Below are 20,463 nucleotides of genomic sequence, written 5' to 3'. Positions count from 1 at the left end.
GCGGGGCTGTTTCGCCTCAAGCGCCGGCGGGGCTGGGTGGCCTCATGCGCCGGCGGGGCTGTTTCGCCTCAAGCGCCGGCGGGGCTGGGTGGCCTCATGCGCCGGCGGGGCTGTTTCGCCTCAAGCGCCGGCGGGGCTGGGTGGCCTTAAACGCCGGCCGGGCTGTTTCGCCTCAAGCGCCGGCGGGGCTGGGTGGCCTTAAACGCCGGCCGCGCTGTTTCGCCTCAAGCGCCGGCGGGGCTGGGTGGCCTCATGCGCCGGCCGGGCTGATTGGCCTCAAACGCCGGCGGGGCTGTTGGGTCGGGTTGTGGTTGCCCGGCCGGCGTTTGTGGGTGGTGCCTACATCGCCACGTCCATGATCAGGTCTGCCAGGGACTCGTCGACGCGGTTGAGTTCCTGGGCGTAGCGGCGCATTTCGCCGCTCTCGCGCTTTGCATCGGACTCGCCTTGTTCCTTGGTGCGGAGGGCCGCGCCGACCTCGTCGCGGATCGACTTGATCTCCGCGTCCAGGCCCTGGGCGATCGCGTCGCGCATCTTGCGGAGTTGTTTGACGACCTCTTCGCCCAGGTTGGTGACATCGGTGTCGGCCTGCTTGCGCAGTTCCAACTGGACCTGTTCGGCGACCTGTTCCTTGAGGCGGCGGTTGGCCTTGTTCAGTTGCAGCGCGCCCTTGAACACGGTCGAGCCGAGCACCGCGCCGAGGATCACGAACGGGCCCAGACCGACCAGGAACGCCGCCGTGCCGACCGCGATCTGCGGCAGCAGTGCGGTGAGCATCGACCGGAGGTTGAACTTGCCGCCGGAGACCGCCGTCGCCGGGTCGAGCACGAAACTGACCGCGTCCGCGAGCAGCCGCTCGATCGGTGTCGAGGGCTTGCCGTCCTCGTCCGTGCCGACCGGCCCCGACGTGAGCGACGCGCGGATCTCGTCGATGCGCGTGACGAACTGCTTCACGTCGTCGTCGATCATCCGCTCCATATCCTCGACGCGACGAGAGACGAGCGGCTTGAGCTCGTTCTCCTGCCACTGCGCGAACTCGACCTGGACCCGCCCGGAGAGATGGTCGGTGATCTCCTTGACCGCCGCCTCCATTTTCTCGCGCGCGTTGAACGGATTGGCGCCGATGGTGTTGCTCGGGTCGTACTCCTGCGCCCAGTTCGGGATGTTCGCGGCGACCCGGTCCATGAACCGCCGGGTCGCGGCCTCCACCTCGCCGCGGGTCTCGCGCAGGTGCTCCTCCATCTGCGCGACGATCACCCGCCGGTTCTGCTCCAGCCGGGTCAGCGGGCCCTGGACCCGTTCGTAGGTGGCCCGCAGCTCCTCGACGTCCTGGGTCAGCAGCGCCTCCTTGCGGTCGATCTGCTCGCGCGCCTCGATCAGCAGGTACTTGAGCTCGCGCGCGGGAGACAGGATCTTCGCCCGACCGCGCTCCCGGGTCAGGAACTCCTCCAGACCGCGCTCCAGTTCGGGCATCCCGGAGCCGGCCAGCAGGTCCGGGTCGCCCTTCTGCCGGCCGGTCAGCGCGGCCCGGGCGTTCACGAAGAACACCCGGTCGGGGCGGGAGAGATAGGGGGAGAGACGCTTGCGGATCTCCCGCTGTACGTCCTCGCGCTCCTCCTCCTCGACCAGGTTGATCTTGTTGCCGACGTAGAAGACGTCCTCGTGGCCGCGGGCCTTGACGTGTACGTCCAGGAAGAGCTGCTCGCTGCGCGACATCGCGGCCTGGCAGTCCACCACGAACACCAGCACGTCGGCCTGTTCGAGGTAGTTCAGGGTGACCTTCTCGCGTTCCGGGGCCTCGTTGAGACCCGGCGAGTCGACCACCACGACGCCGTTGCGGCACAGTTCCAGCGGCCAGCGCACCACCGCCCGCTCGTACGGGTTCGGGGTGTTGTCGTCGTCCGCGCCGATGGTGACGTAGTCGGCGATCTCGTCCACGCCGACGGTCAGCGGTTCGCCCGCCGTACCATCCGCCTCCAGCGGATAGATCAGCGCGGAGCGGGTGTCACCCCACGTGACCTCGTTGATGATCGCGGTGCACGGCCGGGCGAACGAGGGCAGCACCTTCTCGCCCAGCATCGAGTTGATCACCGTGCTCTTGCCGCGCTTGAACTCGCCGACGATCATCACCTTGAACGCCTCGGACGCGGCCCGCTGCTTCAACGAGTCCAACTTCTTGACGCCCGCGCCGATCCGCAACCCGGCCACGATCGGCGTGAGCCGGTCGATCAGGCCGACCAGGGTCTCCTGCCGTGCCCGCCACGCGCCGTAACCCGCGTAGGCCCCATCGGCCGCCCCGTGACCCTTGTCCACCCTGAACGCTCCCCTCCTCGACGGCGTCTCAGCCTCTGGCGCCCAGCATGGTGTCGAGCTGAACCCCGAGCTGCTCGCTGCGCGAGACCAGATCCTGCCATGCGGGTCCATCGGTGCCGACCTTGGCCAGCGCGGTCCGGCGATCCGTCCGCCACGCCTTCTGGCCCCGCACCGCCTCGTCCATCACCCCGGCGTACAGCGTGTGCAGGCGCTTGGAGACCTCCTCGGAGAAGCCGCCGAGCACGTCCTCGACCATCGGCTCCAGCGCCTTCATCGCCTGGGCGCGCTGTGCCTCGGTCAGCGACGTCGACTTGACCTCGCCGAGCACCATGCCGCCCGCCGAGGCGGCCATGCTCGCGCCCATCGGCAGCGCGGAGACGCCACCGGTGAGCGGGATCAGCAGCGCGCCGAGGACGGCGAGGCCGGTCGGGCCGATCCGCCAGGCGAGCTTGCGGCTCTTGAGGTCCTTCAGACCCAGCGACTCCGCCTCGCCGAGTTCGAACTCGGTGGAGAGCTGCTCGACCTTCTCCAGCCGGTATCCGCTGCCGCGCCCGAAGTGCAGCTTCATCTTCGCGTCCAACCACTGCACGTCGGCCTGCACGCTGGAATGCAACTGGGCCTCGAACTTCTTGGCCAGCGCGGTCAGTTCACGACGCAGGCGGAACGGCAGGTCGCGTTCCCACCAGGTCCGGGGGTCCGGCGCGCGCTCCATCTCGTAGCGCATCGTGTCCAGCAGGTCGCCGCGGGAGAGCTGGAGGTGCTCGCGGAACTTCTCCGCGGTCTGCGTGCGCCGCTGCTGGAGTTCGACCCGGACCTTGCCCCACTCGGAGGACATCCGGTCGATCTCCACCTCGGACCGCTCGGCGGCGCGCTGCCGTTCGGCCGCGCCGAGCTCGGCCGCGGCCAGGCCGTCCCGGCCCACCTGGGCCATCTCGCCCAGCAGCGCGAGTAGTTGGCCGGCGGTCTGCCGCGAGCGCATGCTGCGCCGGCCGCCGGAGGTGGAGTACTCGGTGATCCGCTCCAGCACGCCGGCCACCGGCGAGAGGTCCTCGCGATGCGGACCGGCCAGCACCTGGAGGATCGGCGAGATGCGGCGCACCCGGCCGCCGAGGTAGTCGACGATGTCCTCGCGCTCGTCCTCGTCGACGGTGTCCAGCTTGGACACCACCACGGTGATCCGCGGCACGTGCCGGGCGATCACCTCTTCCTCCAGGAACGCGGTCTCGGACAGGCCGAGCGGTGCACTCGCGGAGACCACCATCAGCACCGCGTCGCTCGCCGAGACCGTGCGCCGGACCAGGTCCTCGGTCCGGCGGTCGTGCTCCTCGGCGTCCTCGCCCTTGCCGCGCCCGGCGTTGATGCCCGGGGTGTCCACCAACTCGATGTCCAGGCGGGCCAGTTCGGGTTCGGCGACGAGCACCCGGACGCCGATCAGCCGGGCCGCGTCCGAGTCCCGACGCTCACTCAGCCGGTGCACCTCGTCCCAGGACGCGGACACCGCCGGCCGCGGCTCGGCCCGCCCGTCGGCGAACTGCAACTCCAGGCGCGGCTCCGGTCCGGAGGCGATCACCAGAGGCACGGGCGTGTGTCGACCCTCGGGCAACACCGGGGCGCCGAGCAGTCGGTTGATCAGCGAGGTCTTGCCGCGGCCGAATTCGCCGACCACCGCGACGCGCAGTCCCGGCCGGCGCATCCGCGCCCGCAGTCGGTCCAGTTCACCGGCGATCGCGTCCAGGCCGAAATCGTCGGCGATCTTGTGCGCGTCGTTGATCCGCCGGCCGAGCGTGGTCGCCGACGGCGCCTGCTTGACCAGGCTGGTCACCGATCCGGGCGGGGGCGGCGCGGACGCGGGTACGGCCGGCGCGTCGGCCGGGGTGCCGTGCGGGGTGACGGGCGTACGCGGTGCCGGCGGCGCGGGCGCGACGACCTGCGCGGCCGGTGCGGCCTGCGGCATTCGTGCGGCCGGCGGCGAGGCGACCGGCGTCGGCCCACCCGACGCACCCGACCCGCCGGATCCACCCGGGCCACCCGCGCCGGACGGGCCGCCCGCGAGGCGGCCCGCCCAGTCCGGATTCGGCCCCGGAACGGTCGAGGCATCGCCCGCCGGGCGCGGACCCGGAGCCGGGGCCTGCCTCCGGTCCGCCGTCTGCCCCGACGGGCCGGGTCGGCCGGTGGGCGAGTCGCCCGAGTCGCGACGCGGCGCCGCCTCACGCGGCGCACCCGCGCGCAGCCACGAGGCGGTGCTCGGCACGAGCTGGTGGTACGCGGCCACCGCGCCGGAGGGCATCACCCGCGCGTACAGCCCGGCGAGGATCTTCGGTCCGCCCTTCGCGTCCGCCTCGGGGTCGGCCAGGAAGCGGCCGAGCGACTGGAAGAAGCGGGCCCGCTCGGCCAGCCCCTCCGGCCGCATCGACAGCGCCCAGGCGGCCTCGTCCCCGATCGTGCTCTCGACCGACTTCGCGACCTCGGGCAACTCGGTCAGCTTCACGTGCCGCAGCACGTCCTCGGACGGCCAGGCCCACTGGACCGCACCCCACACCGGGTGGATCGGCAGTTCGCGGCGCCCGGGGGTGGCCTTGCCGACCCCGATCAGGCTCCACAACGTCCAGCCGGCCGCGGTGCGCTCGGGCACCGGCGGCAGCGCCACCGACTCCATGGTGACCCAGCCGCGCAGCTCGTCGCTGCGGTGGATCCCGCTCAACAGGCCCGCGACGCCGGGGCGTCGGCGCGGCTGTACCTGCGCGGCCTGGCGCAGCACGTGTTCACGATCGAACGACATGTGTGGTCCCTACTCCCATCGAATCCGTTGTGATGTCGAACGATCAGGCGTGCGTCGGGTGGGCCACGATCATCGTGGTGTCCCGGTCCTGCCACGCGTTGACGAAGTCGGCCAGCGGGATCGGCTCGGTCTGGCCGAACGGCGCGCCGGAGTCGTTGAGCAGGACGTAGACGGATCCGTCGGGCTGGGTGTCGATGCCGGTGACCCACACGGCGTGCCCCATCGTCGGGTCCTGCTCCAGCGGCGCCCCGGTGTTCGGGTCGTGCACGGGGGACCAGATCTCCTGCGCGTCCAGGGCGACGATGACCTGGTCGCCCTTCTCCAGCGCGTCGAGCATCTGGCGCATGTCGGCGCCCGGAACCATGTCCGTGTCCACACCGTGCATTTCCAGCAGCTTGCCGATGTCGTCGGTCCTGGTGCCGGTCTCGGGGTCGTAGATGCCGGCCTGCTGGGCCTCGGTCATCAGCGCGTTCTCGTCCAGCGGCACGCCGGTGAGCTTCTCCAGGATCATCCCTTGGGAGACCACCGCGCAGCTCGTCGGGCTGGTCTGCTGCTGCCAGTACTGCGCGTCGCCCACCGGGTCGCCGAAACCGTCGAACTGGGCCGGTGTCCAGTTGTCCGGCGCGTGGTACTCCCAGTTGCCGCTTCCGTCGTCGACGGCGCCCCACTGCGGGCTGACGCCCTGGCCGTGGTCCGCGGCGGGCCCGGGGTCGTAGCCGGCCGGGTCGGCGTACGGGTCGGAGCCGCCGTAGGGGTCGCTGCCGTAGGGGTCGCCGTACGGGTCGGCGTAGGGATCGCCGTAGGGATCGGCGTACGGGTCGTTCGCGTAAGGGTCGTTGGCGAGCTGGTCGTCGCGCCACTGCTGACTGGGCGTGGCCGGGGGCACGTTGCCGTCGTTCGGGTCGAACATCTGCGGGTCGTACATGTCGATCTTGCCGTCGCCGTCGCTGTCCGCGTGGAACGGGTCGTAGTTCGGGTCGTGCAGCGGATCGAAGTTCGGGTCGGTATACGGCAGAGTGGAGTTGGGGTAGGCGCCGTTGGACTCGCCGCCCGCGTCGGTCTCCCACAGTGGTGCCGCCCCGACAGTGCCCCCGTCGGCGGTGTCCAGCGTGTCGATGGTGTCGTCGGAGACCATCGCGAACAGGTCGTCGTCGTGCGTGTAGTCGCTCATCTGCCGAATTCCCCCCGGCGTGTGAGGCGCTCGCGTTGGCTGTTCACCGTGCCGCGGCGCCGTTCCGTCTGCCTGTCCGCGTCCTGCAACAGGCTTCTGCGAGCCGCGAGAATATCCTCACGGCGGTGATGCTCGGCCACCATCTCGGCGACCGCCGCCTCGTACCTGGCCCGATAGCGGTCCACGTGGCGAGAGACGTCCAGCGAGTAGTGCGTCGTCGCCGCCCCGACGGCCTCGTCGATCTGTCGGGACAAACCGTCGGCGACGGTTCGCAGTGTCTGATGCATTTCGGCGCGTGCGTGGTTCCGCAGGGCCGTCATGTCGGTGGATGCGAGTGAATCGGCCACTTTGGCCATGAAACCGCCGAATCCGGCTCGGCCCGACGGGGCTCCCGGATCGCCGTTCCGGCCGCCGCCGAACCACTGGTCCAGGGCGCCGCCGATCCGCGCGCCGGGCGTCCTGGGGGCGGTCGGATCCAGGCGCACGGCGCGGATCTGCTGGGTCACGCCGGTGACCGAGTCCTGGTAGGCGCGCATCGCCGCGTCCGCGAGCTGATGCCCGGTCAGCACGGTGACCCGGTCCGGGCCGTCGGCTCGGGCGATCGCGCCGAGCTTGCGATAGGCCGCCTCGAACGCGGTGTCCGCGGCGGCCCGCGCGCTCTCGGCCGCGGTCGCCAGCGCGCCGGTGACCGCCTGCTGCACGATGTCGCCGATCCGGGGCAGGCCCTGCCGGATCAGCTCGGGCGCGCGGACGCCGATCACCGCGCGCAGTTCGTCCGGGGTCTCCGCGCCGTCCAGGGCGTGGTCGATCTCGGCGCGGGTGTAGCGCCACCACTGCGGCGCCATGCCGCCGACGGCCTGCTGGGCGCGCTGGGCACCGGCGCCGAGCAGGCGCGCGGTCTCGCCGTGTTGGGCCCGGACGAAGGCGGCCATGTCGGCGATCCGGGCACCGGCGAGTTCGCTCTCCTCGGCGTCGAGCCGCTGTTCGGCGAGGGTCACCTCGCGGCGCAACTCGTCGAGCAGGTCCTCCAGCAACCGCAGCAGGTGGTCGGACACCGCGACGATGCGTTGACGCTGCATCAGGTCCCGGAGTCGGGCCAGTGTGCGCGGGAACTCCTCGGCCCAGTAGGCCTGCTCGGGGCCCCGCAGCGGTCGGTTGCCGGCCAGCCGGACCACAGGCTCGGCGGCAACCGGCTCGACGACCGGATCGGCCACGCCCAACATCCGGGCGAACCGCCCGCGGACGTGGGCGAGCAGGTCGTCCCGCTCGTCCTCGTCGATGTGGTCCATCTTGGTGACCAAAATGATGCAGCGGCGCAGTTGTCCGGGATCGAGCGCGTCGGTGAGGAACTCGGCCAACGACACCGGCGACGGCGATGTGGACGCGGTCAGCACCGCCGCGACGTCGGCGATGTCGCGCATCACGGCGCGGGTGATCTCGGTGTGCCCGGCCCGGGCGTTGGTGCCGGGTGTGTCGATGATCACCAGCCCGTCGCGCAGCGCGGCGGCGGGGTGGCGCACCTCCAGGCTCTGTACGTGCGGCGCGATCGCCTCGTCGGCGGTGAGCAGGCGCAGGACGCCGGCCGTGTCCTCGGGCACGATCACATGCGGCGCGAGGTCGGCGAGCATGCCGCCGAGCGGGCTGGCCGCGCCGGTGTATCGCCCGGAGGGATACACGTAGCGGATCCCGTGGCCGCTGAAGCGCACCTCGACGGCGAACTCGTCGCCGTGCGTGATCCTGGTCGCGGCGCCGGTGGTGGGCAGCGCCGACGTGGGCAGCAGGTCCTCGCCCAGCAGCGCGTTGATGAAGGTGCTCTTGCCGGCCGAGAACTCGCCGATCACGGCGAGGTAGTAACGGTCGTCCCGCAGCCGGGTCTCGATCTCGCGGATCCGTGCCGTCAGTTGTGCCAGGCGCTCCTGGTCGCCGACGATGCGACGGACCATCGCGAGCGCGAAATCCAGGTGATCGGAGGTCTCGGTGAGCGCCTCGACCACATCGCGTCGTTGTGCACGATCCCCGGCCATGCCGCGAGAATCCACCACCGCGCCCCCTCCCGACGGTGCCCTCCCCGATGTACGGGCGATCCTGTCACGCGGGCCCGAATCCCGTCTCGATGGATCGAAAGCGGATTCGGGCCGGGCGACGGAACGGCTGTGCCTCTTGTGTGACGGCCGTCCGGATGATGCGATGAGGGCGCCGAGGCGATCCCTCGCACCTGCTCCACGTCGTCACCCAGTCGGCCTGACCGGTCGAAATGGTATGTAAGCGGCGCATAATGGTCGCGTGGGTGTCTCGGCTCGTCCGGCGAGTCGATTCCGATGCGATCAGGAGATGGCATGTTCGAGGAGGCCCAGTATCTGGCCCCGGTCACCCGTAGGGCCGACGGCGGAGTCGAGGTCGAGCTGTCCCGCAGTCACCCGGGATTCGCGGACGCGGTATACCGCGAGCGCCGAAACCGGATCGCGGAACTGGCCCTGGACCACCGGCGTGGGGAGCCCATCCCGGAGGTGGAGTACACCGAGGAGGAGCACGAGGTCTGGCGCCTCGTCTCGCACGAGCTGTCCGTATCGCACGCGGAGTACGCGGTCGCGGACTACCTGGAGGGCACCGCGCGGCTGAAGCTGCCGACGGACCGGATCCCCCAGTTGGAGGAGGTCAGCGGTGCGCTTCAGCCGCTCACCGGCTTCCGCTACCTGCCCGCGGCCGGCCTGGTCCCGCTGCGTGACTTCTACGGGTCGCTGGCCGACTCGTACTTCCACTCGACGCAGTACATCCGGCACCACAGCGTGCCGCTGTACACGCCCGAGCCGGACGTCGTCCACGAGGTGATCGGCCACGCCAACATGCTCGCCTCGGACCGCTTCGCGGCGCTGTACCGGGTTGCCGGCGAGGCCGCCCGCCGGGTGGAGAGCCGCGAGGCCCTGGAGTTCGTCTCGAAGGTCTTCTGGTTCACCCTGGAATTCGGCGTCATGCACGAGGCCGGCGCGCTCAAGGCCTACGGCGCGGGGATCCTGTCCTCCTACGGCGAGATCCGCGAGTTCCGCACCGTCGACATCCGCGACCTGGACCTGGTCGCGATGGGCACGATGCAGTACGACATCACCCACTACCAGGACATCCTGTACGCGGCCCGCTCGATGACCCACCTGGAGGACGTCGTCGGCACCTTCTGGGCGACCTGCACCGACGACTCGATCGCCGCCCTGACGGCCTCGGCGAAGACGCCGTAGCACCCCACTCGTTGTAGTCGTTCACTCGTGCGGGTGATCGGAGACCAACTCTCCGTTCACCCGTACGACCTGCTCATACTCTCGCGTCGACACCCGGGAGACGCGTGATGACCCAAGAGCTCGATACCCAGGCGGCCATCCTCCTGGAAGTGTTCCACGAACTGGACACCCCATCCGATCTGCGGCCCGAATTGGTCGACGGGGAAGTCGTGGTGCGGGTGACGCCGCCCGGCAGCCATGAACACGTGATCTCATCGGTGATCCGCCGTATTCACGCAGATGCGGCCATCGACCTGCAATTCTCCGGCAACAAGGGCCTGGTTGCGCCGAGCATCGGTACATTTCCCCCCCAACCACGTCATTCCGGACGGGGTTTTCGTGCCTGCGGCATTGGACGTATTCCGTGGCGCCGCCGCCTGGATGCCGTGCTCGAAGGTGCTCCTCGTTCTCGAGGTCACCGATCGACGGCCGGAGTTGGATCGGGAGCAAAAGCGGCGCTGCTATGCGCGGGGTGACATTCCCTTCTACCTGCTGGTCGATCGCGATGCGCACCGGAGCTCGCTGTTCTCGGACCCCGAGGACGGCGACTACACGAGGATCCAGGTCAGACCGTTCGGTCGCCCGCTCGATCTGCCCGCGCCGTTCGCGATGGCGCTGAGCACCAACGGGTTCGGCTGACTCACACCCGCCGTACGAAGACTCGGCCGAAGTCGCCGCCGGTGGCCAGGAGGGTGCCGTCGGCGGAGAAGACGAGGCGGCGCACGCGTTGGTCGTCGTAGCCGGGCAGGGCCCGCGCGTCGGCCTGGCGCAGGTCCGCGTCGTAGATGTGCAGCGCACTCGTGCGATGGCCGCCCACCGCGAGCCGACGGCCGTCGGGGGAGTAGGCCCACGCGTAGCAGGTGCCCCAGCCGTTCGGGTGGTGCGGATTGTCGAACTGCCAGGCCGGCTCGCCCGTTTCGATCGAGATCGCGAACGGTCCGTGCACCCGGCCCCGGTTGACCACGAGCAGCGTCTCGCTCGGGTCGAAGCCCAGTTCGCCGATCTCCCACGCGAGCGGCACCCGCGCGGTCAACCGGCCGGCCGCCACGTCCCACACCTCGACCTCGTTGGTCGGATCCTCCGTCGCGTCCCGATGCCCGTAGACCACGCCGCGACTCACCCGCCACACCGCCAACAGCCGGCCCGACGCGGACAGCGCCGCGCCGCGGCACTCGGTGGTCGGCGACGCCGTCGACACCTCGCACACCGGCTTGCCCGCGCCGTCCAACACCCGCACCAGGTCGCCCGCGTCGAAGACCACGAGCCGCTCGCGGGCCGTGTCCCAGGACGGCTGCACCACGTACGGATTGAACAGCGCGTCCTCGAACTGCCGGTAGCAGGCCAGTTGTTCCTCGCGTCCCGTGTCGAGGTCGAACCGGCGGGTCGCGCCGCCGATCGTGTAGACCACGGCCGTTCCGCCGGCGTCGAACAACACGCCGCCGATATTGGTCAGCCGCTCGGCCGCCGGCACGGCGTGCACCGTGCGCCGCTCCCCCGTGGCCACGTCCACCAGTCGGATCGCGCCGTCGTAGCCGACCACCACGGTGTGCCCGTCCGGGTGCAGGTCCAGCCCCCGCGACGAGGTCTTGCCGGGCGGCAGGAACTCCAACACCACCTCGTCCTCGGCCCCGCCCAGCCGGACGAAGCCGGCCCGCATCGCCTTATCCGCCTCCCGCCGCAGCGCGAGCAGCGCCGCTCCGGCATCGGTGAAATCCCGGCGGGTGTCCCGGGGCGTCCCGTTGCCCGACCAGGCGGAACGGACGAACTCGGTGCCGTGCACGGCGAACATTCGATACTTGGGGCCGGCCGAGCCCGGCAGCACGAGCGTGACCTGTTCCTGTCGCATCCGAGCACGCTAGCGCCGGCCCGGGACTCACACCTCGGACGGCGCCGTCACGAAGTCGATCAGCTCCTCCACCCGTCCCAGCAGCGCCGGCTCCAGGTCGCGGTACGAATCCACCGCCGCGAGAATCCGACGCCACGCCCGCGGCGGGTCGACCGGCCAGCCGAGCGCCGCGCAGACCCCTTCCTTCCACGGGACTCCGCGCGGTACGTCCGGCCAAGCCGCGATGCCCACCGACGCCGGCCGGACCGCCTGCCACACGTCGATATAGGGGTGTCCCACCACGAGCACATGGTCGCCGGTCACTCGCGCGGCGATCCGGCTCTCCTTCGAGCCCGGCACCAGGTGGTCCACCAGGACGCCCAGCCGTCGATCCGGACCCGGCCCGAACTCGCGTACCAGCGACGGGAGATCGTCGATGCCTTCGAGGTATTCCACGACCACGCCCTCGATCCGCAGGTCGTCGCCCCAGACCCGCTCGACCAACTCGGCGTCGTGTCGGCCCTCCACGTAGATCCGGCCCGCCCGCGCGACCTTGGCCCGGACACCCGCCACCGCGACCGAACCCGACGCGGTCCGCCCGGGGGCACGCGCGGGCCCCGGCGCCCGCGGCCGGACCAGGGTGACCACCTCGCCGTCGATCAGGAACCCGCGCGGATCCATCGGGAAGACCCGCAGCCGCCCGTGCCGGTCCTCCAGCGTGACGGTGAACCCCTCAGGGGTCTTCTCCACCCGGACCACCGCGCCACAGAAGCCGGTGGACGCCTCCTCCACCACCAGATCGCGATCGGCCGCGACCTCCGGGACGGGCTTGTCCTTCTTCCATCCCGGGATCAGCGACTCGGGTCCGTAACTGCGCATGACGGTGACGCTAGCCGGGTGACGGTCCGTCAGTCCGGTACGACGCGCCCGGCGGCGACGTCGGCCAGCCACCGGTTCTGCCGGATCACGAACTCCGTGTCGACCACCGCGCCGTGTCCGGGCAGCCAGACACTCGCGTCCAGCGCGCGCACCCGGGCCAGCGAATCGCTCCACTCGGCGGCGAACGCGTCCGAGCCGAACAGCGGCGGTCCGCTCTCCTCGACGATGTCGCCGGCGATCAGCACACCGCAGTCGGGCACGTGCACGACCAGGTCGTGATCGGTGTGTCCGCGGCCCGGCGCGTACAACACCACCTCGCGCCCACCGAGGTCCACGGTCACCGGCTGCTCGCGGGCCACCAGCCGGGTCGGCGGCACGATCCGCGCGGCGTTCATCAGATCCGGGTCGAAGCCGTGCGAGATGCCGCTCGCGCGACCGGCCTCGGCGTACCGCTCCAGATAGTCCGGCAGGTCCGCGTGGCCCCAGACCTCGGCGTCGGGGAAGGCGCGCAGCACCTCGTCGTTGCCGAAGCAGTGGTCGAAGTGACCGTGCGTGTTCACCACCGCGACCACCCGGTCGGGCAGGTCGTGCGCGGGCAGCTCACGAGCCAGCGAGGCCAGCAGATTCGCGGCCTCGTGGTCGTGCGATCCGGTGTCCACGAGCAGGATCCCGTCGCGTCCCGTGACGACCGCCACATTCAGCTCCAGGCCGGGCAGCCGACGGCGCAGGACGCCCGGTCCGATCGGCTCCCAGGTGGCGTGTTTCGGCTGTTCGGCGCGTACCATGCGTCAACCTTGGCACGGACTCAGGGGTACGGTCCGGATCGGGTGACCCGTACACTGGCACTCGGCGGGACGGAGTGCCAACCAGCGTGACGAACCGCCGCGAACGGGACAGGCAACGGGCGGAACAACGGGTCAGGAGGTGCGCACCATGCTCGACGATCGCAAGCAGGACGTGCTGCGCGCCATCGTGCAGGACTATGTGGCGACCCAGGAGCCGGTCGGCTCCAAGGCGCTCGCGGACCGACACAACCTCGGGGTCTCCCCGGCCACCATTCGCAACGACATGGCCGCGCTGGAGGAGGAGGGCTACATCACGCAGCCCCACACCAGCGCCGGCCGCGTGCCCACGGACAAGGGCTACCGGCTGTTCGTCGACCGGCTCGCGGGTGTCAAGCCGCTGTCGGGCGCCGAGCGCCGGGCGATCCAGACGTTCCTGGCCGGCGCGGTGGACCTGGACGACGTGGTGGGCCGGACGGTGCGGCTGCTCGCGCAGCTCACCCATCAGGTGGCCGTCGTGCAGTACCCCTCGCTGACCCGCTCGACGATCCGGCACGTCGAGCTGCTCACCCTCGCGCCGACGCGCGTCATGCTCGTGCTGATCACCAGCACCGGCCGAGTCGAGCAACGGGTGATGGACACCCCCGGCCCGGTCGGCGAGAACCTGCTCGCCGACGTGCGCGCGCGACTGAACAGCCGGATCACCGGCAAGCGGTTCGCCGATGTGCCGTTGCTGGTCCAGGACCTCGCCGAGCCGTTCACCGCCGAGGAACGGCCGATCGTGGCGGGCATCCTGGCCACGCTGCTCGACACCCTGGTCGAACACAAGGAAGAGAAGGTCGTCCTGGCCGGGACGGCCAACCTGACCCGCTTCGGTATGGACTTCCCGAACACGATCCGCCCGGTCCTGGAGGCACTGGAGGAACACGTCGTGTTGCTGCGCCTGTTGGGCGAGGCGACCGACCCGGGCATGGTCGTGCGGATCGGACACGAGAACATGCACGAAGGACTGGCCGCGACCTCGGTGGTCGCCGTCGGATACGGCAGTGGGCAGGAAACGCTGGCGAAGCTCGGGGTGCTCGGGCCGACCCGAATGGACTACCCCGGAACGATGGGAGCGGTGCGCGCCGTGGCACGGTACGTCGGACAGATCCTCGCGGAGTCGTAGAGTTGGCTACCGATTACTACGAGGTCCTCGGGGTGCGGCGGGACGCCACCCCGGAGGAAATCAAGAAGGCCTTCCGCCGGCTGGCTCGGGAGCTGCACCCGGACGTCAATCCGGACCCGAAGACGCAGGACCGGTTCAAGGAGATCAACAACGCCTACGAGGTCCTCTCGGACCCGCAGAAGCGGCAGATGTACGACCTCGGCGGCGACCCGCTGTCCTCCGGGGGCGGCGCGGGCGGCGGCTTCGGCCAAGCCGGCTTCGGCTTCAGCGACATCATGGACGCGTTCTTCGGCCAGGCCAGCCAGCGCGGTCCGCGCTCGCGCACGCGCCGCGGCCAGGACGCGATGATCCGGATCGAGATCACCCTCGAAGAGGCCGCGTTCGGCACCACCCGCGAGATCCAGGTGGACACCGCCGTCACGTGCAACACGTGCAACGGCGAGGGCGCGGCGCCCGGCACCACGGCGCAGACCTGCGACATGTGTCGCGGTCGCGGCGAGGTCAGCCAGGTCACCAAGTCCTTCCTGGGCCAGGTCATGACGTCGCGGCCGTGTCCGCAGTGTCAGGGCTTCGGCACCGTGGTCCCGCACCCGTGCCCCGAGTGCGCGGGCGACGGCCGGATTCGCGCGCGGCGCACGCTCACCGTCAAGATCCCGGCGGGCGTGGACAGCGGCACCCGGATCCAGCTCGCGGGCGAGGGCGAGGTCGGCCCCGGCGGGGGCCCGGCCGGCGACCTGTACGTGGAGATCGTCGAGGTCCCGCACACCACCTTCCAGCGGCGCGGCGACGACCTGCACTGCACGGTCACCATCCCGATGACGGCGGCGTCGCTGGGTACCAAGGTGCCGTTGCAGACGCTGGACGGCACCGAGGAGATCGACATTCGCCCCGGCACCCAGTCGGGCCAGTCGATCCCGCTGCACGGGCGCGGCATCACCCACCTGCGCGGCGGCGGCCGGGGCGACCTGATCGTGCACGTCGAGGTGCAGACGCCGAGCAAGCTCGACCCCGAGCAGGAGGAACTGCTGCGCCGGCTGGCCAAGCTGCGCGGCGAGGAACGCCCCTCGGGTCAGTTCACGCCGGGGCAGCAGGGCCTGTTCTCCCGGCTCAAGGACGCGTTCAACGGACGCTGAGACGATGCGCGGCGCGCCCGAGGGCGCGCCGCGCGCGGTTTCGTGGTCGCGGGTGTCGGACGGGCCGATTTTCGGCCGCTTCGGCACCCGCGGCGCGTCGGCGAGGGGACGGCGGCTCCGTCCGCGGCCGGACACTCCCTAGGCTGGGCCGGGCGACACGAGCCGAGCCGAGCCCACCGAGCGAACGGGGAGCATGATGCCGACGAATACCGACCCCACCCGGCTCACCGCACTGCCGATCGTGCAGGCGCCGATGGCCGGCGCCGCCGGACCCGCGCTCGCGGCGGCGGTGGTCCGCGCGGGTGGGCTCGGCTTCCTGGCCGCCGGGTATCGCTCGGCCGACGAGCTGGCCGCCGAGATCGACGAACTGCGCACGCTGGTCGGCGACGCCCCCTTCGGGGTCAACGCGTTCATGCCGCACCCCACGCCCACCCGCGCCCAGGACGAGCTGACCCGGCGCTACGCGGCCTCGCTCACCCGGGCCGCCGCCCACTACGGCGGCACCGTCGGCACGCCCGCCCCCGGCTGCGAACGCGACGACTGGGACGCCAAGCTCGCACTGCTGCTCGCCCACCCGGTCCCGGTCGTGAGCTTCACCTTCGGCCTGCCCGACACCGAGGCGATCACCGCGCTGCGGGCCGCGGGCACGCTGACCGTGGCCACCGTCACCACGCCCGAGGAGGCCCGCGCCGCCGCCGACGCCGGGGTCGACGCGCTGTGCGTGCAGGGCGCCGAGGCCGGCGGCCACCAGGGCGGATTCGCCAACCCCGACGCGCCCGCCCCGTACGGCCTGCTCACCCTGCTCACGCTGATCGCCGCCGAGACCGAGCTGCCGCTGATCGCCGCGGGCGGCCTGATGACCGGCCGACAGATCGAGGCGGTGCGGCTCGCCGGCGCGAGCGCGGCCCAACTGGGTACCGCCTTCCTGCGCTGCCCGGAGGGCAGCGCGCCCGCCGCGCACAAAGCCGCGCTCGCCGACCCGGCGTTCGAGCGCAGCGTGCTCACCCGCGCGTTCTCCGGCCGCTGGGCCAGGGGACTGCGCAACGGCTTCGTGGCCCGCCACGAGGCCGAGGCTCCCGGGGTCTACCCCTTCGTCCACCACCTGGTCTCGCCGATCCGCAAGGCCGCCGCCGCCCGGGGCGAGGCCGACGGCCTGGCCCTGTGGGCCGGTCAGGGCTGGCGCCTCGCCCGCGAGGAGCCGGCCGCAGAGGTGATCAGCCGGCTCGTCGACGAGATGGCCGCCGCCCGAAAGGCATGCGCTTGAGCGCCCCCGTCTTCCTCGCCCCCGGCGACGCCATCCGGCACGGCCGGCAGGTCGTCCTCGACGGCGCCGAGGGCCGGCACGCCGTCACGGTGCGCCGGCTCGTCGCCGGTGAGCCGGTCGTCCTGGCGGACGGCGCCGGACTGGCCGTGTACGGCACGGTCAACCGCACCGAGGGCAAGGACAGGCTGTACGTCGACGTCGACTCGCGCACCGAGGAACCCGCCCCCACGCCCCGGATCGTGGTGGTCCAGGCGCTGCCCAAGGGCGACCGCGGCGAACTCGCGGTGGAGACGATGACCGAGGTCGGCGTCGACGTGATCGTGCCGTGGGCCGCCTCCCGCTGCATCACCCAGTGGAAGGGTGAGCGTGGGGCGAAGGCCCTGGCCAAGTGGCGCTCGACCGCCCGCGAGGCGGGCAAGCAGGCCCGCCGGCCGCACCTGCCCGAGGTGACCGAGCAGATGAGCACGCGCCGGGTCACCGCCCTGCTCGGCGCCGCCGCGTTCGCGGGCGTCCTGCACGAGGCGGCGACCGAACCGCTGGCGACCGCCGCGACGCCGACCGAGGGCGATCTGGTCCTGGTGGTCGGTCCCGAGGGCGGGGTGTCCCCGGAGGAACTGGCCGCGTTCGCCACCGCCGGCGCGACCGCCTACCGGCTCGGCCCGACCGTGCTGCGCACCTCCACGGCCGGCGTCTCGGCCGCGTCCGTCCTGCTGGCCCGCTCCGGCCGCTGGGCCTGAAGCGCCGGGCGCGGGACGTGACTACGATCGGGGGCGACCGCCCGTGATCGACTCGGACCCGATGGAGGCACCCATGGCTGCGGGGGAACCCCAGGCCGACTGCCTGTTCTGCAAGATCCTCGCCGGCGACGTCCCGGCCACGATCGTCCACGAGACCAAGGACGTGGTGGCCTTCCGGGACATCAACCCGCAGGCGCCCACGCACGTCCTGGTCATCCCGCGCGCGCACTACGCCAGCGCGGGCGAACTGGGCGCCGAGGCACCCGAACTGGCGGGCACGCTGCTCGCCGAGGCGGCGGTAGTCGCCGCCGCCGAGGACATCGCCGGGTCCGGCTACCGGATCGTCTTCAACACCGGCGCCGGTGCCGGCCAGACCGTGTTCCACGTGCACGCGCACCTGCTCGGCGGCCGCGGGCTGAGCTGGCCTCCCGGCTAGTCGAACGTGTCCACCAGGGAATTCGTCGTCCTCGGCACCGCGAGCCAGGCTCCGACACGGCAGCGCAACCACAACGGCTACCTGCTGCGTTGGGACGGCGAGGGGTTGTTGTTCGACCCCGGTGAGGGCACCCAGCGGCAGATGTTGCACGCCGGGGTGGCCGCGCACGACATCACCCGGATCTGCGTCACGCACTTCCACGGTGACCACTGTCTCGGCCTCCCCGGCGTGATCCAGCGCATGTCGCTGGATCGTGTGCCGCATCCGGTGACCGCGCACTACCCGGCCAGTGGGCAACAGTGGTTCGATCGCCTGCACCACGCGACCGCGTTCCACGAGACCGCCGTGCTGATCGAACACCCGTTGGCGGGAGAACACGTCGAACTCCCCGCCGGGCCCTTCACCCTGCACGCCCGCCGGCTGTCGCACCCGGTCGAGTCGTACGGCTACCGCGTGGTCGAGCCGGACGGCCGTCGGATGTTGCCCGAGCGGCTCGCCGCACTGGGCATATCCGGCCCGGACGTGGGCCGGATCCAGCGCGAGGGCCGGGTCGGCGCGGTGACCCTGGAGCAGGTGAGCGCGCCTCGACCCGGGCAGAAGTTCGCCTTCGTGATGGACACGCGGCTGTGCCCGGCCGCGGTCGAGCTCGCGCGCGACGTGGACCTGCTCGTGTGCGAGTCCACCTTCGCCGACGCCGACGCCGACCTCGCGCGCGAGGTCGGCCACCTCACCGCGCGCGAGGCGGCGGGGATCGCCGCCGAGGCGGGCGCCCGCCGGCTGGTGCTGACCCACTTCTCCCAGCGCTACACCGACGTGGGGCCGCTCCTGGAGCAGGCCCGCGAGGTTTTCCCGGACACCGTCGCGGCGCACGACCTGGATCGGATCGAAGTCCCCAGGCGGCGTCCGGTACCGGAATAATCTCCGGGTCCGCCACGCCCGGAGAGTTACCATTGAGCAACATCGAACCGCTTCCCGAGCACGGAAATGAGGCGTGATCAGGCCGCCAAGGCCGCCCATGGCTCCCACGACGAACGCGCGAGGCGCGAGCTCCGAGAACACCGCGCGAGACACCCGGCGCGAAACTCCGACCGCGCAGGCCCAGGCGAAGATCACGATCCCCGCCAAGCACCCCATGGTGGCGCTCCTCGGTTCCGGCGACTCGTTCCTGCGAGTGGTCGAGCAGGGGTTCCCCGAGGCCGACATCCACGTCAGAGGCAACGAGGTCACCGTCTCCGGTACCGAGGCCGACGTGGCCTTGGTCCGCCGGCTCTTCGACGAACTCCTGGTCATCGTGCGCACCGGCCAGCCGCTCAACGAGGAGGCGGTCGAGCGCTCGGTGGCGATGGTCCGCTCGAACGACGGACACGGTCCCGCCGAGGTGATGACGCTCAACATCCTGTCCAACCGAGGCCGCACGATCCGCCCCAAGACGCTCAACCAGAAGAGCTATGTGGACGCGATCGACGAACACACCATCGTGTTCGGTCTCGGCCCGGCGGGCACCGGCAAGACCTACCTGGCGATGGCCAAGGCGGTCCAGGCCCTGCAGTCCAAGCAGGTCACCCGGATCATCCTGACCCGCCCGGCGGTCGAGGCGGGCGAGCGGCTCGGCTTCCTGCCCGGCACGCTCTACGAGAAGATCGACCCGTACCTGCGCCCGCTCTACGACGCGCTGCACGACATGATCGACCCCGACTCGATCCCGCGGCTGATGGCCGCCGGCACCATCGAGGTCGCCCCCCTCGCGTACATGCGCGGTCGCACGCTCAACGACGCGTTCATCATCCTGGACGAGGCGCAGAACACCTCGGCCGAGCAGATGAAGATGTTCCTGACCCGGCTCGGGTTCGGGTCGCGGATCGTGGTCACCGGGGACACCACGCAGGTCGACCTGCCCGGTGGCACCCAGTCGGGGCTGCGCGTGGTGCAGGAGATCCTGCGTGGCGTGGACGACATCGCGTTCTGCAACCTCACCAGCGAGGATGTGGTCCGACACAAGCTGGTCGGCCGGATCGTGGACGCGTACGCGCGCTACGACATCCAGGTCGAGGCCGACGGTCACGCGAACGGCAACGGGGATCTGCCCAGGTCGCGCGGCCGGCGGCCGGTCGACAAGAACGGTCGGGGCAAGCACACAGTGAACATGCAAACAGTGGAACGGGAAGTGAACTGAAGGCCATGTCCATCGACATCGCCAACGAGTCCGGCACGGGGGTGGACGAACACGCGATCGTGGACGTCGCCCGGTGGACGCTGGACCGTATGCGCATCCATCCACTGGCGGAACTGTCCGTGGTCATCGTGGACGAACCCGCGATGGAACAACTGCACATCCAGTGGATGGACCTGCCCGGTCCGACCGACGTGATGTCCTTCCCGATGGACGAGCTGCGTCCCGGCAAGGCCGACGAGGACCCCCCGCAGGGGCTCCTCGGCGACGTCGTGTTGTGCCCGACCGTCGCGCAGCGCCAGGGCGCGGCGGCCGGCCACTCCATGGACGACGAGCTGCACCTGCTCACCGTGCACGGCGTGCTGCACCTGCTGGGCTACGACCACGCGGAACCGGACGAGGAGCGCGAGATGTTCGCGCTGCAGAAGGAACTGCTCGAATCCTGGCGGGAGGCCCGTCGCGCCGCGGGAGACCGCGGATGACCCCGCCGGCGGATACATCCGCCCCCGGCCGGCATCGGACCGGGGGCGGCGGCAG

At 71.2% G+C, this 20,463-nt stretch carries 17 protein-coding genes; 10 read left to right on the top strand and 7 right to left on the bottom strand.

The features are described 5' to 3' along the window. Positions 1–339: 339 nt before the first annotated feature. The 4 genes from ACZ4FV_RS18605 to ACZ4FV_RS18590 are packed head-to-tail and all read right to left on the bottom strand — an operon-like array spanning position 340 to position 8,287. The gene (locus ACZ4FV_RS18605; protein WP_395861987.1) at positions 340–2,313 is read right to left on the bottom strand and encodes a dynamin family protein; all 1,974 of its coding nucleotides are present in this window, start codon (positions 2,311–2,313) and stop codon (positions 340–342) included. Positions 2,314–2,341: 28 nt separating this feature from the next. Next, positions 2,342–5,092, bottom strand: a complete 2,751-nt coding sequence (locus ACZ4FV_RS18600; RefSeq protein ID WP_465322914.1) for a dynamin family protein — start codon at positions 5,090–5,092, stop codon at positions 2,342–2,344. 43 nt (positions 5,093–5,135) lie between these two features. Continuing rightward, positions 5,136–6,263: a cysteine peptidase family C39 domain-containing protein gene (locus ACZ4FV_RS18595; protein WP_395861991.1), complete on the bottom strand. Its 1,128-nt coding sequence runs from the start codon at positions 6,261–6,263 to the stop codon at positions 5,136–5,138. Continuing rightward, complete coding sequence (locus ACZ4FV_RS18590) at positions 6,260–8,287, bottom strand: dynamin family protein (protein WP_465322913.1); 2,028 nt, start codon at positions 8,285–8,287, stop codon at positions 6,260–6,262. Before ACZ4FV_RS18590 ends, ACZ4FV_RS18595 begins: the two co-directional genes overlap by 4 nt. 312 nt (positions 8,288–8,599) lie before the next feature. On the opposite strand from ACZ4FV_RS18590, the gene ACZ4FV_RS18585 reads away from it, so the two are divergent. Both ACZ4FV_RS18585 and ACZ4FV_RS18580 read left to right on the top strand, forming a co-directional pair. Further along, positions 8,600–9,493, top strand: a complete 894-nt coding sequence (locus ACZ4FV_RS18585; protein ID WP_395861995.1) for a phenylalanine 4-monooxygenase — start codon at positions 8,600–8,602, stop codon at positions 9,491–9,493. Between the two features lie 279 nt (positions 9,494–9,772). Then, positions 9,773–10,171, top strand: coding sequence for a Uma2 family endonuclease (locus ACZ4FV_RS18580; protein WP_465322912.1), 399 nt, complete (start codon positions 9,773–9,775; stop codon positions 10,169–10,171). Between the two features lies 1 nt (position 10,172). Here ACZ4FV_RS18580 and ACZ4FV_RS18575 read toward each other — a convergent pair whose 3' ends face one another. From ACZ4FV_RS18575 to ACZ4FV_RS18565, 3 genes are read right to left on the bottom strand one after another with little or no spacing between them, the layout of a single operon-like run. After that, on the bottom strand, positions 10,173–11,378 hold the full coding sequence (locus ACZ4FV_RS18575) for a WD40 repeat domain-containing protein (RefSeq protein ID WP_465322911.1): 1,206 nt from the start codon (positions 11,376–11,378) through the stop codon (positions 10,173–10,175). Between the two features lie 27 nt (positions 11,379–11,405). Next, positions 11,406–12,236: a DUF3097 domain-containing protein gene (locus ACZ4FV_RS18570; RefSeq protein WP_395862001.1), complete on the bottom strand. Its 831-nt coding sequence runs from the start codon at positions 12,234–12,236 to the stop codon at positions 11,406–11,408. A gap of 29 nt (positions 12,237–12,265) precedes the next feature. Next, positions 12,266–13,021, bottom strand: a complete 756-nt coding sequence (locus tag ACZ4FV_RS18565) for an MBL fold metallo-hydrolase (protein WP_402231955.1) — start codon at positions 13,019–13,021, stop codon at positions 12,266–12,268. Between the two features lie 148 nt (positions 13,022–13,169). Here ACZ4FV_RS18565 and hrcA point away from each other — a divergent pair, with 148 nt between their 5' ends. From hrcA to ybeY, 8 genes are all read left to right on the top strand, one after another. After that, entirely contained in the window at positions 13,170–14,186 is a 1,017-nt protein-coding gene (hrcA, locus tag ACZ4FV_RS18560; protein ID WP_026218791.1) for a heat-inducible transcriptional repressor HrcA, read from the top strand. A gap of 2 nt (positions 14,187–14,188) precedes the next feature. Then, positions 14,189–15,319 carry a molecular chaperone DnaJ gene (gene dnaJ / locus ACZ4FV_RS18555; RefSeq protein ID WP_395862004.1) on the top strand — a complete coding sequence of 377 codons (1,131 nt, stop codon included), beginning with the start codon at positions 14,189–14,191 and terminating at the stop codon, positions 15,317–15,319. 196 nt (positions 15,320–15,515) lie between these two features. Next, on the top strand, positions 15,516–16,583 hold the full coding sequence (locus tag ACZ4FV_RS18550; RefSeq protein ID WP_402231952.1) for an NAD(P)H-dependent flavin oxidoreductase: 1,068 nt from the start codon (positions 15,516–15,518) through the stop codon (positions 16,581–16,583). Then, complete coding sequence (locus ACZ4FV_RS18545) at positions 16,580–17,320, top strand: 16S rRNA (uracil(1498)-N(3))-methyltransferase (protein ID WP_402231950.1); 741 nt, start codon at positions 16,580–16,582, stop codon at positions 17,318–17,320. The genes ACZ4FV_RS18550 and ACZ4FV_RS18545 overlap by 4 nt, the downstream gene beginning before the upstream one ends. A gap of 73 nt (positions 17,321–17,393) precedes the next feature. Then, positions 17,394–17,756 carry a histidine triad nucleotide-binding protein gene (locus tag ACZ4FV_RS18540; RefSeq protein ID WP_395862010.1) on the top strand — a complete coding sequence of 121 codons (363 nt, stop codon included), beginning with the start codon at positions 17,394–17,396 and terminating at the stop codon, positions 17,754–17,756. 6 nt (positions 17,757–17,762) lie between these two features. Continuing rightward, a complete protein-coding gene (locus ACZ4FV_RS18535) occupies positions 17,763–18,674 on the top strand; it encodes a ribonuclease Z (protein ID WP_395862012.1) in 912 nt (303 codons plus the stop codon). 214 nt (positions 18,675–18,888) lie between these two features. Continuing rightward, entirely contained in the window at positions 18,889–19,929 is a 1,041-nt protein-coding gene (locus tag ACZ4FV_RS18530; RefSeq protein WP_395862782.1) for a PhoH family protein, read from the top strand. Between the two features lie 5 nt (positions 19,930–19,934). Then, positions 19,935–20,408 (top strand): rRNA maturation RNase YbeY, encoded by a 474-nt coding sequence (gene ybeY, locus ACZ4FV_RS18525; RefSeq protein ID WP_360304623.1) that lies wholly within the window; start codon positions 19,935–19,937, stop codon positions 20,406–20,408. Positions 20,409–20,463 lie beyond the last annotated feature (55 nt).

The sequence above is a fragment of the Embleya sp. NPDC025285 genome, from assembly GCF_055558835.1.
Note: the sequence above shows the minus strand (reverse complement) of the source record. Positions and strands in the feature narration are given on the sequence as shown.